Annotated in this window: 13 protein-coding genes and 1 pseudogene; 8 read left to right on the top strand and 6 right to left on the bottom strand. The window is 65.4% G+C overall.

The genetic code is table 11. From position 1 onward, the window contains the following. Nucleotides 1-9: 9 nt before the first annotated feature. A complete protein-coding gene (locus tag QZ189_RS04320) occupies nucleotides 10-363 on the top strand; it encodes a phosphomannose isomerase type II C-terminal cupin domain (protein WP_296419391.1) in 354 nt (117 codons plus the stop codon). 90 nt (nucleotides 364-453) lie between these two features. Continuing rightward, complete coding sequence (locus QZ189_RS04315) at nucleotides 454-2,286, top strand: DEAD/DEAH box helicase (RefSeq protein ID WP_029626387.1); 1,833 nt, start codon at nucleotides 454-456, stop codon at nucleotides 2,284-2,286. Between the two features lie 20 nt (nucleotides 2,287-2,306). Here QZ189_RS04315 and QZ189_RS04310 read toward each other — a convergent pair whose 3' ends face one another. Continuing rightward, nucleotides 2,307-2,534 (bottom strand): hypothetical protein, encoded by a 228-nt coding sequence (locus QZ189_RS04310; RefSeq protein WP_296415373.1) that lies wholly within the window; start codon nucleotides 2,532-2,534, stop codon nucleotides 2,307-2,309. Between the two features lie 201 nt (nucleotides 2,535-2,735). Here QZ189_RS04310 and QZ189_RS04305 point away from each other — a divergent pair. After that, nucleotides 2,736-3,206, top strand: a pseudogene (locus QZ189_RS04305) (RNA-binding protein); the annotation flags it as partial. A 118-nt stretch (nucleotides 3,207-3,324) separates the two neighbouring features. On the opposite strand, the gene QZ189_RS04300 reads toward QZ189_RS04305, so the two are convergent. Beyond that, nucleotides 3,325-3,525: a hypothetical protein gene (locus QZ189_RS04300; protein ID WP_156797985.1), complete on the bottom strand. Its 201-nt coding sequence runs from the start codon at nucleotides 3,523-3,525 to the stop codon at nucleotides 3,325-3,327. 110 nt (nucleotides 3,526-3,635) lie between these two features. Here QZ189_RS04300 and QZ189_RS04295 point away from each other — a divergent pair, with 110 nt between their 5' ends. After that, a complete protein-coding gene (locus QZ189_RS04295; protein WP_296416718.1) occupies nucleotides 3,636-5,426 on the top strand; it encodes an ABC transporter ATP-binding protein in 1,791 nt (596 codons plus the stop codon). Between the two features lie 111 nt (nucleotides 5,427-5,537). Further along, on the top strand, nucleotides 5,538-6,434 hold the full coding sequence (locus QZ189_RS04290) for an LCP family protein (RefSeq protein ID WP_247479724.1): 897 nt from the start codon (nucleotides 5,538-5,540) through the stop codon (nucleotides 6,432-6,434). Here QZ189_RS04290 and QZ189_RS04285 read toward each other — a convergent pair. Then, nucleotides 6,431-6,658, bottom strand: coding sequence for a DUF6737 family protein (locus QZ189_RS04285; RefSeq protein WP_296421063.1), 228 nt, complete (start codon nucleotides 6,656-6,658; stop codon nucleotides 6,431-6,433). The genes QZ189_RS04290 and QZ189_RS04285 overlap by 4 nt on opposite strands. Beyond that, nucleotides 6,651-7,121 (bottom strand): MgtC/SapB family protein, encoded by a 471-nt coding sequence (locus tag QZ189_RS04280; protein ID WP_296421061.1) that lies wholly within the window; start codon nucleotides 7,119-7,121, stop codon nucleotides 6,651-6,653. The genes QZ189_RS04285 and QZ189_RS04280 overlap by 8 nt, the downstream gene beginning before the upstream one ends. A 48-nt stretch (nucleotides 7,122-7,169) precedes the next feature. On the opposite strand from QZ189_RS04280, the gene QZ189_RS04275 reads away from it, so the two are divergent. Beyond that, nucleotides 7,170-8,123, top strand: a complete 954-nt coding sequence (locus tag QZ189_RS04275; RefSeq protein WP_296421059.1) for an FUSC family protein — start codon at nucleotides 7,170-7,172, stop codon at nucleotides 8,121-8,123. Further along, nucleotides 8,117-9,163 (top strand): FUSC family protein, encoded by a 1,047-nt coding sequence (locus tag QZ189_RS04270; protein ID WP_296421056.1) that lies wholly within the window; start codon nucleotides 8,117-8,119, stop codon nucleotides 9,161-9,163. Before QZ189_RS04275 ends, QZ189_RS04270 begins: the two co-directional genes overlap by 7 nt. On the opposite strand, the gene QZ189_RS04265 is transcribed toward QZ189_RS04270, so the two are convergent. Beyond that, on the bottom strand, nucleotides 9,160-9,360 hold the full coding sequence (locus QZ189_RS04265; RefSeq protein WP_296416721.1) for a hypothetical protein: 201 nt from the start codon (nucleotides 9,358-9,360) through the stop codon (nucleotides 9,160-9,162). The genes QZ189_RS04270 and QZ189_RS04265 overlap by 4 nt on opposite strands. After that, entirely contained in the window at nucleotides 9,357-10,664 is a 1,308-nt protein-coding gene (locus tag QZ189_RS04260) for an NHLP bacteriocin system secretion protein (protein WP_010317845.1), read from the bottom strand. The genes QZ189_RS04265 and QZ189_RS04260 overlap by 4 nt, the downstream gene beginning before the upstream one ends. A 70-nt stretch (nucleotides 10,665-10,734) precedes the next feature. On the opposite strand from QZ189_RS04260, the gene QZ189_RS04255 reads away from it, so the two are divergent. Then, on the top strand, nucleotides 10,735-12,475 hold a 1,741-nt coding region (locus QZ189_RS04255; protein WP_296421054.1), incomplete at its 3' end, for a TolC family protein.

The raw sequence follows: 12,475 nt of genomic DNA, 5'->3' as shown, positions 1-12,475 counted from the left end.
CCTGCGCCCATGGCGGAGCCAGGCATCGTTCAGCGGCCTTGGGGCTGGTTCGAAACCATCGGTTCCGGTGATGGGTACCTGGTGAAACGGCTCTGCATCCAGGCCGGCCACCGCCTCAGCCTGCAGCGCCACCAACACCGGCTGGAGCACTGGATCGTGGTCAGTGGTTCCGGTCAGCTGGAATGCGATGGAACCTCAATTGAGGCGGAGGCCGGCACCACCCTGCTGGTGCCCTGCGGTGCGGTGCACCGGGCTGCCGCAACGGATGAGAACCTGCTGATCGTTGAAGTCCAGCGGGGCGAACACCTCAGCGAGGAGGACATTGAGCGCCTCGCTGACGACTACCAAAGGGTCAAGTGTTAGGTTGATTCTTCACCCTTTGTGAAGGGCAAGGCAGTTTCTTCAACGGGTGTCTGCCGGCCTGTCGACGAAGGATTCAGGCCCAGACCAACTTTGACCAATACCTCTCTCGAGAGCGCTACCAGCTCTGTGGATCTCAGCGCGCTCGATTTGGCTAGCAGCCAGGACAGCGCCCCGAGCGAAAGCATCGAAATCACCACGGCAGAACCCAGTCAGAAGACTGGATTTGCAGCGTTTGGCTTCTCTCCCGAAATCCTCGAGGCCCTCGAGGAGATCGGCTACAGCGAACCCTCCCCGATCCAAGCGGCCGCCATTCCCGAGCTGATGCTCGGCCGCGACCTGGTGGGCCAAGCCCAGACCGGTACGGGCAAAACCGCCGCCTTCGCCCTGCCGATGCTGGCGGCCCTGGATGAGACCCAACGCACCCCCCAGGTGCTGGTGCTCACCCCCACCCGCGAGCTGGCCATCCAGGTGGCTGACTCCTTTAAGAGCTACGCCACCAAGCTGCCCCATCTGCGGGTGCTGCCGGTCTATGGCGGATCGGACTTCCGCGATCAAATCCACAAGCTCAAGCGCGGGGTTCAGGTCGTGGTGGGCACCCCTGGCCGGGTGATGGATCACATGCGCCAGGGCACCCTCGATGTCTCCGGGCTGCGCAGCCTGGTGCTGGACGAGGCCGACGAGATGCTGCGCATGGGCTTCATCGACGACGTCGAGTGGGTCCTGAGCCAACTGCCTGAGAAGCGTCAGGTCGTCCTCTTCTCGGCCACGATGCCCAGCGAGATCCGCCGGATCTCCCATCAGTACCTCAACAGCCCCGCTGAGATCACGATCAAGACCAAAGGGTCGGATTCCAGCCGCATTCAGCAGCGCTTCATCACCGTCAACGGTCCGATGAAGCTCGAGGCCCTGAGCCGGGTGCTCGAGGCCGAGACCAAAGAAGGCGTCATCATCTTTGCCCGCACCAAGGCGATCACGGTCACCGTGGCCGAAGCCTTGGAAGCCAAGGGCTATGGCGTCGCGGTCCTCAACGGTGATGTGGCCCAGAGCCAACGGGAGCGCACGATTGAGCGCCTGAAGAACGGCACCGTGGATGTGCTGGTGGCCACCGATGTGGCGGCCCGCGGCCTGGATGTGGACCGGATCAGCCTGGTCATTAACTACGACATCCCCTTCGACTCCGAGGCCTACGTCCACCGCATCGGCCGCACCGGCCGTGCTGGCCGCACCGGCAACGCGATCCTGTTCGTGACGCCGCGCGAGCGCCGCTTCATCACCGGGCTTGAGCGCGCCGTGGGTCGCCCCATCGAACCGATGGAAATCCCCACCAACGCGAGCATCAACCAGAGCCGCCTGGATCGCCTGCGCGAGCGCCTGAGCGAAACCGTGAAGGGGCTCAACAGCGAAGAGACCAGCAACCTCAGCGAACAGCAGGCCCTGCTCTCAGAAATCATCAAGCGGGTCGGCCAGGAAAGCGAGGTCGCCCCAGAGCAACTGGCCTTGGCAGCCCTGCAGATGGCCGTCGGCGATCAGCCCCTGCTGGTCCATGACGATGAGAACTGGATCCGCCAGCAGCCCCAGTCCCGTGATGGACGCCGCAACGACCGCTTCGGCGATCGTGACCGCGGTCCCCGCAACGCCCCCGGAGCCCGCCGCGGCCCCCGCGAGCAATCGGGTCCTCCGGAAGATCACATGGATCGCTTCCGGATTGAGGTGGGCTGGCGCGACCGGATCAAGCCCGGAAACATCGTCGGCGCCATTGCCAACGAGTCCGGCCTAAACGGCCGCAGCATTGGCCGGATTCAAATCTTTGACAGCCACAGCCTGGTGGACCTGCCCAAGGGCATGCCCGAGGACGTCTTCCACAACTTGAAGCGTCTCAAGGTGTTGAATCGCGAACTTCAGATCTCTCGCGTTCAGGGCTAGTTCAAGCCCGCAGGCGGGCCTCAGGCACAGAGGCCCGTCACCGATTCAGTGGAGAGCGCGGTCAGCTCAGCCAGGCCCATGCTCTCCACGGCAACGACCAAAGACGGCTGCACCTCTTCGGTTTCGATCGCCACAAGGGTCTGAAACAGATCAAAGCGATCCTGGGGGGCGAGCTCCCCGGTCTTGCTCCAAGCCAAACTCCAGGGCACAGGTGCCGTCATCAGGCGCTCCCGATAGCGGGTGTTCATTTGCTGACAATGGGACATTAATCGGGGATCAACCCGTTTCTTTTGATTCCCTTCGGTCTTGCTTTAAGCCTCGTTACCGCCCAGACCCAAAGAAATCACTGGGACCTCGGAGCTGTAGGCTAACCCTGATTCCCAAAGCTTCCAGGCTCCACACGGAACCCCACAGCATCAACGAATCAGTTTTCAGGTTCCGTCTAAGGAATGACCATTTACGTTGGAAACCTCTCGTTCCAAGCTGAACAAGAGGATTTGCTTGACCTGTTCAGCCAGTACGGCGAGGTCAGCAAGTGCAGCCTGCCTCTCGATCGTGAGACTGGCCGCAAGCGCGGCTTCGCTTTCGTCGAAATGGCGAACGATGCTGACGAACAGAAAGCCATCGACGATCTTCAGAACGTCGAGTGGATGGGTCGCATGATCCGCGTCAACAAAGCAACCCCCCGTGAAGGCGGCGGCGGTGGCGGCGGTCGCGGCGGCTACGGCGGCGGCGGCGGTAACCGTGGCGGTGGCGGCGGCTACGGCGGCGGCGGCGGCGGCGGCCGTGGTGGCTACGGCGGCGGTGGCGGTGGCGGTGGCTACGGCGGTGGTGGCGGCGGCGGCTACGGCGGTGGCGGCGGCGGCCGTGGCGGCGGCGGCGGCGGCGGTGGTGGCGGCGGCGGCTACGGCGGCGGCGGCGACAACCGCTGGTGATTGAGGCGCGCCCTGCATGCCAGGGCGCCACTCCTCCCCAAGCCCAAAGAAAAATCCCTGGATGGAGCCCGCAATGGGCTCACGTCCAGGGATTTTTTGCTGGTCAGACGGCGACTTCGACGTCCTCGTTCTCGATCAGATCCAGCAGCTGATCCCGTTGCCACTCGCGGCAACGGACTTCGGAGACGGGATGGATCGGCTGCAGTTCGCCTTCCCTGGGCTCAGGTAAGGCGCTGCGCAGGGAACGCCTTCTCAGCTTGGCTGTCCAGCGATGGAAGCGATGGAACGATCTCGAACGGGTCATAGACACCCTCCTGTTGGAGACACCACGGTTCTAACGCTGGTGAAACCCAGAAATCAGTTCCCAGTGAGCAGCTTCATATTGAATTCAGCCCGGCGCCTTTGAATGGCGCCATGACCCCAGCCCAACCCCCACTGCGCCGCCTCCTGCGTGCCCTAAGGCCCCATCGCCGCTTGGTCCGGCTCGCAGCACTCTGCTCAGTCCTGAACAAGCTGTTCGACTTGGCTCCTCCAGTGCTGATCGCCCTGGCGGTCAATGTGGTGGTGCAGCAGGACACCTCATGGCTGGCCAGCTGGGGGGTGACGACTATCCCAGGGCAACTGGGCGTCCTGGCCGGACTGTCCTTTGTGATCTGGAGCGCGGAGTCGCTGTTCGAGTACCTCTACGCCCTGCTCTGGCGCAACCTGGCCCAGACGGTGCAGCACGAGCTCAGGCTGGAGGCCTACGACCATCTCCAACGATTGGAGATGGGCTTTTTTGAATCGAGCTCCAGCGGCCGCCTGCTGGCGATCCTGAACGACGACATCAACCAGCTCGAGCGCTTTCTTGACCACGGCGCGAACGAGGTTCTGCAACTGATCACGACCGTGCTGGCGGTGGGGGGCGCCATGGTCTGGCTCTCACCTGCGGTGGCTGGGGTCTCCTTCCTGCCCATCCCCTTGATTCTCTGGGGCTCCCTGCATTTCCAGAAGCGCCTGCAACCGCGCTACCGCGAGGTGCGCGAGCGGGCCGGAGACCTGGCCAGCCGACTGGCCAACAACCTCGGAGGCATGCTCACCATCAAGAGCTACGCCGCTGAGCAGTGGGAGACCGATCGTCTCTGCAGCCAGAGCCGTGCTTACCAGAGCAGCAACAGCCGGGCGATTCGACTCTCGGCGGCCTTTATTCCCCTGATTCGCTTCGCGATCCTGTTTGCCTTCCTGGCGATCCTGGTCATTGGCGGCCTCCAGGCCTGGCGCGGGGTGATCGATGTCGGCACCTATTCCTTCTTGGTCTTCATCACCCAGCGCCTGCTCTGGCCCTTGACCAGCCTGGGCCGCACCCTCGATGACTACCAGCGGGCCATGGCCTCCACCCAGCGGGTGCTGGACCTGGTGGACACACCGATCGCGATCCCCAGCGGCCATCGCCCCCTGCCCAGCCAGAGCGTGCGCGGGCAGATCCGTTTTGAGCAGGTGAGCTTTGGCTACAGCGGCAGGGAGCTGCTGCTACGCAACTTTGACCTGGAGATCCCCGCCGGCAGCACCCTGGGAATCGTCGGGGCCACGGGCTCAGGCAAAAGCACCATCGTCAAATTGCTGCTGCGTCTCTATGGGCTGCAGGGCGGAACGATCCGCCTGGATGGCCAACCGATCGAAGAGCTGGAACTGGGGGATCTACGCAAGGCGATCGGCCTGGTGAGCCAGGAGGTCTTCCTTTTCCACGGGACCGTGGCCGAGAACATTGCCTATGGCAGCTTCGAGGCCACGCGGGGCGAGATCGAGCAGGCCGCACAACTGGCGGAGGCCTCCCGCTTCATTGAGGAGCTGCCGCAGGGCTACGACACGGTGGTGGGCGAGCGGGGCCAGCGCCTCTCCGGTGGACAGCGCCAACGGATCGCCCTGGCCCGGGCCATCCTCAAAAATCCACCCGTCTTGATCCTCGATGAAGCAACGGCGGCGGTGGACAACGAAACCGAGGCGGCGATTCAGCGCTCCCTCGATCGAATCACCGCCGAGCGCACCACCCTGGTGATTGCGCACCGCCTGTCCACCGTGCGCCATGCCGATCGGATCGTGGTCATGGACCAGGGACGGATCGTCGAGAGCGGCAGCCACGAGGAACTGATCGCCGCCGGTGGGGCCTACGTCAATCTCTGGCGGGTCCAGGCGGGGCTACGGCAGGACGAGGCCCTAGCCCTCTAACCAGCCAAAGAAGTGGCACCAATGCAGGGGTTACCACAAGATGGGGGCCAGAAAAAGAAATAAATTGTGAGAATGAAGAGTCCCACCCTGAAAACAGCCCCCGCCAGCCCGATGCCCCGCCGCCGCGATGAGCGCGCAGCGATGCTGACGGCCATTGGCTTTGGGCTGGGTGGTGGACTCCTGCTGGCCTCTCCCGTCGCGGACTACCTCAGCAGTCCCCAGGTGAGCGAGCGCCACCAGCTGGTCAATCCCTTCAGCAGCTGGAACAGCCTCAGTGACGCCGATGTGGTGATCCTGGGAACCGACGTCGGCGGCGGCAATACCGACGTGATGTACACGATGCGTGTGCAAAACGGCGTCACCAAGCTGCTGCAGGTGCCCCGGGACACCTACATCAACTCCAGCAGCTTTGGCCCGGTGAAGGCCAACGCCCTCTACGCCTATGGCGGCCCCGATGCGGTCAAGGCGGAGCTCTCCAAGCACCTGGGACGTCCGGTGCGTCACCACATCCTGGTGAACCTGGCGGTGATCCGGCGCCTGGGGGATGCCCTGGGCGGCCTTGAGGTCAACGTGCCCAAGCGCATGTGGTACCACGACAACACCCAAGGCCTGCACATCGATCTGCAGCCAGGCCGCCAGGTCCTCAAGGGCCGAGACCTCGAGGGCTTCCTGCGGTTCCGCCACGACGAGATGGGGGACATCGGCCGCCTGGATCGCCAGCGCCTGGTGCTCAAGGCCCTGTTCAAACAGATCACCCGCCCGGAGAGCCTGGTGCGGCTCCCCGCTCTGCTCGCTGTCGCCGGCAAGGACCTGCGCACGGACCTCGGGCCGATGGAGATTGGTGGCCTGATCAGTGCCATGGGCAGCACCGAGCTGAACGCCGAGCGCCTCGGCGGCCGCCCCTTCATGCATGAGGGCATCAGCTACTGGAAGGCCGAATGGCCCGAAGCCACCGCCGCTGGGGCCGCAGCCGCCGGCAGCTCCGAGCGCTTCAAGTTTCTCTTCTAGGGCCTCTTCTCGGGCTCGCCTGCCTCATCCAGGTAAGCCGCGGGAACCAGCACCAGAAACAGGCCCCACCAGGCCAACACAGCCACAGCCACCGGTGCGCTGATCCACCAGCGGTGCAACAGCAGCCAGCTGCCGGCGATCACCAGGACACCGGTCAACAGGATCGACCAGGGCTGGCACCACCAGGGCTTCAGGCTCCAGAACGCGGGCTTGGTCTCAGACATGGGGCCTCTTGGCGTGTTGAGAGAGCACCACGAGGGCCAGGAGCAAAGCAGTGATCGCCAGCACCGGCGTTGATGCCGCCACCGTCACCCCGAGGGCGGCTGTGAACCAGATCGATGCGGCACTGGTGAGGCCGTGCACCCGCGGTTGCTGCCCTCCAAACGACTCCCCGCCGCGATCCACCAGGATCTCGCCGGCCCCCAGGAAACCCACTCCAGTGGCGATCCCTTGAATCGCCCGGCTGCGCGCATCGGGTTGGTCCCCCGCCGCCAGAACCAATAGGCAAGCACTGAGACCGACCAGCACGTGCACCCGCAGCCGATTCGTCTGGGGCTGAGCGAAGTGCTGGGCGCGGTTGTAGCCCACCGCCAGACCACACAAGACCGATAACCCCAGACGCAACAGCACCGTCAGGTCGACGTCCAGGGTCGAGGACCAGGCGTTCGCCAACAAGATTGAGCCCATCAGCGCAGACCTCCATAAGCTCCCCGCAGACCCAGAACGCCGCGGCCCGTGGACGCACTGCTGGTGCGCAACACCCTGAAGATGTTCACGGCGGTGTTCCTCACGGCAGCGATTGCCCTGTGGTTTGAGCGCATTGAGTTTGTTTGGTATCCGCTGATGGCGGTGGTGATTGTTGTTGATGACAACGATGACCACACCGTCAAGGCCGCAACCGCTCGGGTGATGGGCACGGTGATCGGTGGACTGGTGACCTTTGTGGTCCACACGATCCTCAGCGGCTGGATGGGGGTGCTGGTCTCGATCCTCTTGATGATCCCGGTCCTGCGCCTGTTCGGCTGGCAATCGGGCCTGAGCACCGCCGCCACCTTGAGCGTGATGTTCTTGATGATTCCCCGCTACGAGGCCCTCGATTGGGACTACGTCTTCAACCGCGGCCTCGACACCGTGGTCGGCTGTCTGGTGGCCTTGGGGGTGGGACTGCTGTTCTGGCCGCGCAACAGCTACCGCGAGTTACAAAGCCTCGACCAGCACCTACTAGCTGATCTGCAGGGGCAACTCGAGCGCTACCAGGCCTGGCTGGATGGTCAACACGAGCGACCGGCGCCACTGAATACAGCGCCCCTGACCGGCAACCTGATGCGGATGACGGATCTGGTGGAGCGGGAACGCCGGGGCCCCCGCCAGAAGCGGCTGCGCTCCAGCCGCTGGCAGCAACGCCTACGGCTCTGGCAGATCGTCCAGTTCCACTGGATTGCCTGGGAGCGCCTGATCGAAGGCCTACCCCCACTCGACATCGCCCAGGCGACGCCGCTGCAGCAGAGCATCGCCGGCCTGCATCGACAACTCCAGGGGGGCGCACAGGCCACACCGCGGCGTGAGCCGCAGCGCTGGCAACAGCTCGCCCAGAGCCAACGACTCCCGCTGCTGCAGTTGCTGGCCCTCGAGGAAGAGACCAGGCCCCTGCACGCCAGCCTGGGCAGCTTGGCCCGGCGGCCATGCTGATCAGCCGCGCCGAACTGCGGTTGGCGGTGGCCGCCGGCCTGAGCAATGGCTTCGCCGCCATGACCGGCTTGGCCTATGGCTTCTATTCCCCTCTGGCGGTGGTGTCCGTTGGGACGGGCAGTTACGGCGGGGCGATCGAATTGGGCCGTCAGCGGCTACTCGGCACCGTGCTGGGCTCAGTTCTGCTGCTGGTGGGCTACTGGGGCCTGCGCGATGTGCCCATGCCCATCGCCATCGCCATCACCCTGGCGGCCCTACGGCTCTTGGGAGGGTGGCTCAAGCTGTTGGTCGGCTACAAGGTCGGCGGCCTGATTGTGGTGATGGGCTGGCTCTCCCACTCCGCCAACCTCGGCACCTGGATTCCCCTGCGCTTTTTCTGGACGGCCTTTGGCGTGCTGGTGGGCCTGCTGAGCTTGCGCTTGTTCTGGCCGACCCGCAGCCTCGATACCGTCCTGCGGCAGTACGGCGAGCTATTCGGCGACCTGAGGCGGACCTACCAGGACCTGGCCCAGCGCCTGCTGAACAGCGAAGCGCAAGGGCCAGGCATTGAGGACTACAAGCGCCTGCGCGCTCGCCTGATCAGCCTGCGGGCCCTGCGCCCAGCCCTCAGCGTGGAACTGGGGGAAGGGGCAAACCGCCATCCCAGCGTTCAGCTGGTGCAGTGCCTCGATGACGCCTGCTCCCGTCTGGTCATGATGGTTGGCGGCATGGTGCGCCGGGCCCCGACCCTCAACGACAGCGCCCTGATCGAGCGGCTGCATCAGGGCGAGGCGGCCTTGCTGCAGGTCCTGGGCCAACGGCTCGAACAATGGGAGCAGCGGTTCAGCGGCCGGCGGCGAACCCTGCCGCAACCACCCAGCTCTGCGCTGGCCTTGCCCCAGGCCTGGCTGGATCTCAACCGCGAACTCGCGGACCCCAACCTCAACCGCATCCCTCTTGAGCGCTTGGAGCGGATCGCCGCTCGGCTGCTGCTCTGCAGGCAGGCCGAACAGGCCATGCAGGATGCCGAGCGGACCTGGTCGAGCGTGCTGCCCCGCTAGGACTCAGGCCTCGACGCCCACCAGCGCTCCACGCGATAGCCCAGGACCACGAGCAAAACCACGAGCCAGAACCAGAGCTCGGGGGCGTTGGCGTTGAACAGGATCAGCAGCAGAACCACCTCCGCCACCAACCAGGGCAACTCCTTGCGCAGCAGGGCGTTGCGAAGGGGAGGCAAGCGCCAGGCCTTGAGCTTCACTCCAAGGTTCCGGGCTGCCTGAGGAAAGGACGGTTCCATAGGGCGTCAATTCTGAGGGTGCGATAGCCACCGGTGAGGGAGCGCAGCCCCGGGAGCACATAACTCAAGGGGGAGCGCCATTCCACATAGCCGTAGGCGTTGAGGGTCAGGCCATCGCGCACCGGAAAGACACCGCTACCGCCCGAGAGGGTCCAGCGGTAGCCGTCATTGCTCCAGCGATCGCGGCCCAGTTCAATCTCGGCGCGCATCACCGGCCCCTCCTTGGTCAGGGCCTTTGCCAACTGGGGGTTGCCGGTGGTGGTGGAGACGTCGTCCTCGGTGGCCGGCAGGGTCAGCACCTGGCTGACCTGGCCCACGATCCCGCCAAAGCGCCCCCGTTGTTTCCACTGCGGCACCAATTCCATCCGCAGTCCCAAGGGAAGGCGGCGGGCATCAGCCGGGGAGAAATAGGCCACGGCCCGCAGGGGCGGAGCCTTGGCACCGGGTTTCTGGGGGCGGCCAATGGTGCCCAGGCGCTGCCCGGTGGAGACGGTTTGCCCGGAGATCACCTGGATGTCGAGCAGGCTGCCGTCCCGGCCCGCCAACACCTCCCCGTCGTAGGCGATCTGCGCTTCGGTGACGCGAATCTGCCGCTTGAGGTCGTCGATCTGGTAGCGGCGATTCAGCGCCTCGGTCTCGATCGTGAGCTTCACCTGCTCGTAGTCGGTCAGAACCTTCTTGCGCTGGATCTTCACCGCATCGAGGTCCACGCTGGTGTTGGTGAAGCCCTGCTGAACGGCAACCACCTCGCGGGAGAGCGGTGCCACCACTTCCCGGCGAGCCAGCCAGTCGAGGTTGCTGAGCTTCGTGCTGTAGGTGGACTGGAGTGAGGCGTAGCGGGCGCTGTCGTCCGTCAACTTCGCCAGGGCGACCTCCACGGCGCGCTTTTCGGTCTCGAGCCGCCGCAGATCGCGCTGGTCCAGATCGGCGTTGATCCGCTCCAGCTGCGCCAGGTTGCCCCGCTGCTGCGCCAGTTGTTTCTCCAGAACCGGCAGGTAGAGGGTCATCAAGACCTGCCCCTTGCGCACCGGTTCGCCAACCTTGACCTTGACGTCGAGGACCTGCCCTCCGGAGCGGGCATTGAGCACCCCAGCGTTATCGGGATAGAGGAACACGCCCTGACCGCTCACCTCGGTCGGCACCGGCCAGAACAACGCCCAGAGCGCCAGGACCCCGCCGACCCCCGCCAGGCAGACGCCGACTTGGTTGTGGTCGCTCAGACCAACCCAACCCTGCTGGAGCTGTTGCCGCCGTTGCTGCCACATAGCGACAGGATGCTGGGCTAAGGCGATTCTGGCCAGATTCGGCAGACTGCATCACAACTTCCCCCGGACGTTGCGCCTCGCTGCGGCAAGCCGAATCTTGAGCCTGGCCGGCGGCCTGGCGTTGGCGAGCCTGTGCAGCCCGCTGGCACTCGGGCAACCCAACATCGAAGCCAGCTCCCCCGAGGTGGAGAAGCTCGAGCGCAGCTGGCGGGCCCTGGATCAGCAGCTGCGGGTCCTTGATGCCCTGATCCCCCCCGACCCCCAGGGGATTCCGCCACGGGAAGCCGTCACGGCCCCCATTCCCAGCAGCCTGCTGCAGCCCAATCGGGCACCCAGCCAACAGCTGCAGCCGGGGCAAGCCGCTCCCCCCGCACCCCTGAGCCTTCCGACGCCCCAACAGCTCCAAAAAGGAGTCGTTGAGGGCCTGAGCCTGCTCGAGGCCCTTGCCCTGGGCTTCAAAAACAACCCGGAGCTCCTCGCCCAACGGGAGCGGGTCGCGGCCTCCCTCGATGAACTGCAGGCGGCCCTTGGCACCTACTGGCCGCGGATCAGTGCGGTCGCCGGCGGCAGCACCGGCCAAATCAGTTCGAACAACACCGCCTCCGTCGGCAACGGCAACCTGAACCTGGGGCCCCTGTTTGAGCCGGGGGGAGCCTTCTATGTCCCCACCGAAGGGGGGGCTTACCTCAACCAATCCAGCAACGTCGGCGCCGCCGGGCTGCAACTGGACTACGCCCTCCTGGACTTCGCCCGCACGCCCCGGGTGCAGGCCGCACGAGCCGTGCTGGAGCGGGAGCGGCAGCTCTATGGCAACCAGCTGCGCCAACTGCAACTGAACATCAGCGAGGCCTACTACCAGCTGCAGCAGGCCGATCAGAACGTCCGCATCCAGGACGCCGCGGTGCGCGATGACCTGCTGATCCTGCAGGACTCCCTCGATCTGAAATTGGCGGGTCTGGTGCCCCGGGTCGATGTCCTGCGCCGCCGCGCCATTGAGGCCAGTGACCAAGAGGCCCTGATCCAGGCCCTGGCCGATCGCGCCATCGCCCGGCGCCGCTTGGCCCTGGTCCTGAACCTTCCCGCCACGGTCACCCCCAGTGCCAGCGATCCCATCGCCGTGATGCCCCACTGGCCCCTGGACCTTGAGCAGAGCCTGCTGGCGGCCTACCGCGGCAACCCCGAACTCGAGGCAATCCTGGCGACGCGCACCGCCCTGGCGCGGCAAAAAGATGCCACCGCCGCCCAACTGCTGCCGCGGCTGGCCCTGTTTGCCGGGGGCGGCAGCTACGGCCAGAACGTCAATCAGTTCAACATCACCACCAGCAATGGGGGCTGCTGCGGCTCCACCGTGATCCCCACCCTGAACACCAGTGGCTACGACTGGTCCCTGGGCCTCAGCGTCCGCTGGCTGCTGTTTGATGCCGGCACCACCAGCGGCGAGACCCGGGCCCTGCAGCGCCGCGTCGAAGCCGCCGGACAGGACTATGCGGCCCGGCGCAATGCGATTCGGTTGCGGCTGGAGGCGGCCTTCTTCAACCACGAGGCGAGCCTGGCCAAATTGGCCTCAGCTCGGCGCGGGGTCGCCGCGGCCCTCGAAGCCTTCCGCGACGTACGGCTGCGCTACCAAACGGGACTCTCCAGCGAGGTGGATCTCTCGATCACCCAGGAGCGCCTGATCAGTTCCCTCGTGCAACGGCTCAACGCCACCGTCGGGGTCAACATCACCTACGCCCAACTGCTGCGCGAGCTGCTGCCCGTGCCGCGCGATCCTTCCGCGCCACTCACCCCGGAGCTCACCTGGAGTGCTGCCA

Origin of the sequence: Vulcanococcus sp. CPBay_Sum15L08_68 (genome assembly GCF_017855895.1) — a bacterium.
Lineage (GTDB): Bacteria > Cyanobacteriota > Cyanobacteriia > PCC-6307 > Cyanobiaceae > Vulcanococcus.
Note: the sequence above shows the minus strand (reverse complement) of the source record. Positions and strands in the feature narration are given on the sequence as shown.

What these genes read in the sequence shown, in the direction of transcription:
- QZ189_RS04320 (WP_296419391.1), top strand. Translation starts at nt 10, where the DNA reads ATGGCGGAGCCAGGCATCGTTCAGCGGCCTTGGGGCTGGTTCGAAACC.
- QZ189_RS04310 (WP_296415373.1), bottom strand. Translation starts at nt 2,534, where the DNA reads ATGAACACCCGCTATCGGGAGCGCCTGATGACGGCACCTGTGCCCTGG.
- QZ189_RS04300 (WP_156797985.1), bottom strand. Translation starts at nt 3,525, where the DNA reads ATGACCCGTTCGAGATCGTTCCATCGCTTCCATCGCTGGACAGCCAAG.
- QZ189_RS04295 (WP_296416718.1), top strand. Translation starts at nt 3,636, where the DNA reads ATGACCCCAGCCCAACCCCCACTGCGCCGCCTCCTGCGTGCCCTAAGG.
- QZ189_RS04290 (WP_247479724.1), top strand. Translation starts at nt 5,538, where the DNA reads ATGCCCCGCCGCCGCGATGAGCGCGCAGCGATGCTGACGGCCATTGGC.
- QZ189_RS04285 (WP_296421063.1), bottom strand. Translation starts at nt 6,658, where the DNA reads ATGTCTGAGACCAAGCCCGCGTTCTGGAGCCTGAAGCCCTGGTGGTGC.
- QZ189_RS04280 (WP_296421061.1), bottom strand. Translation starts at nt 7,121, where the DNA reads ATGGGCTCAATCTTGTTGGCGAACGCCTGGTCCTCGACCCTGGACGTC.
- QZ189_RS04270 (WP_296421056.1), top strand. Translation starts at nt 8,117, where the DNA reads ATGCTGATCAGCCGCGCCGAACTGCGGTTGGCGGTGGCCGCCGGCCTG.
- QZ189_RS04260 (WP_010317845.1), bottom strand. Translation starts at nt 10,664, where the DNA reads ATGTGGCAGCAACGGCGGCAACAGCTCCAGCAGGGTTGGGTTGGTCTG.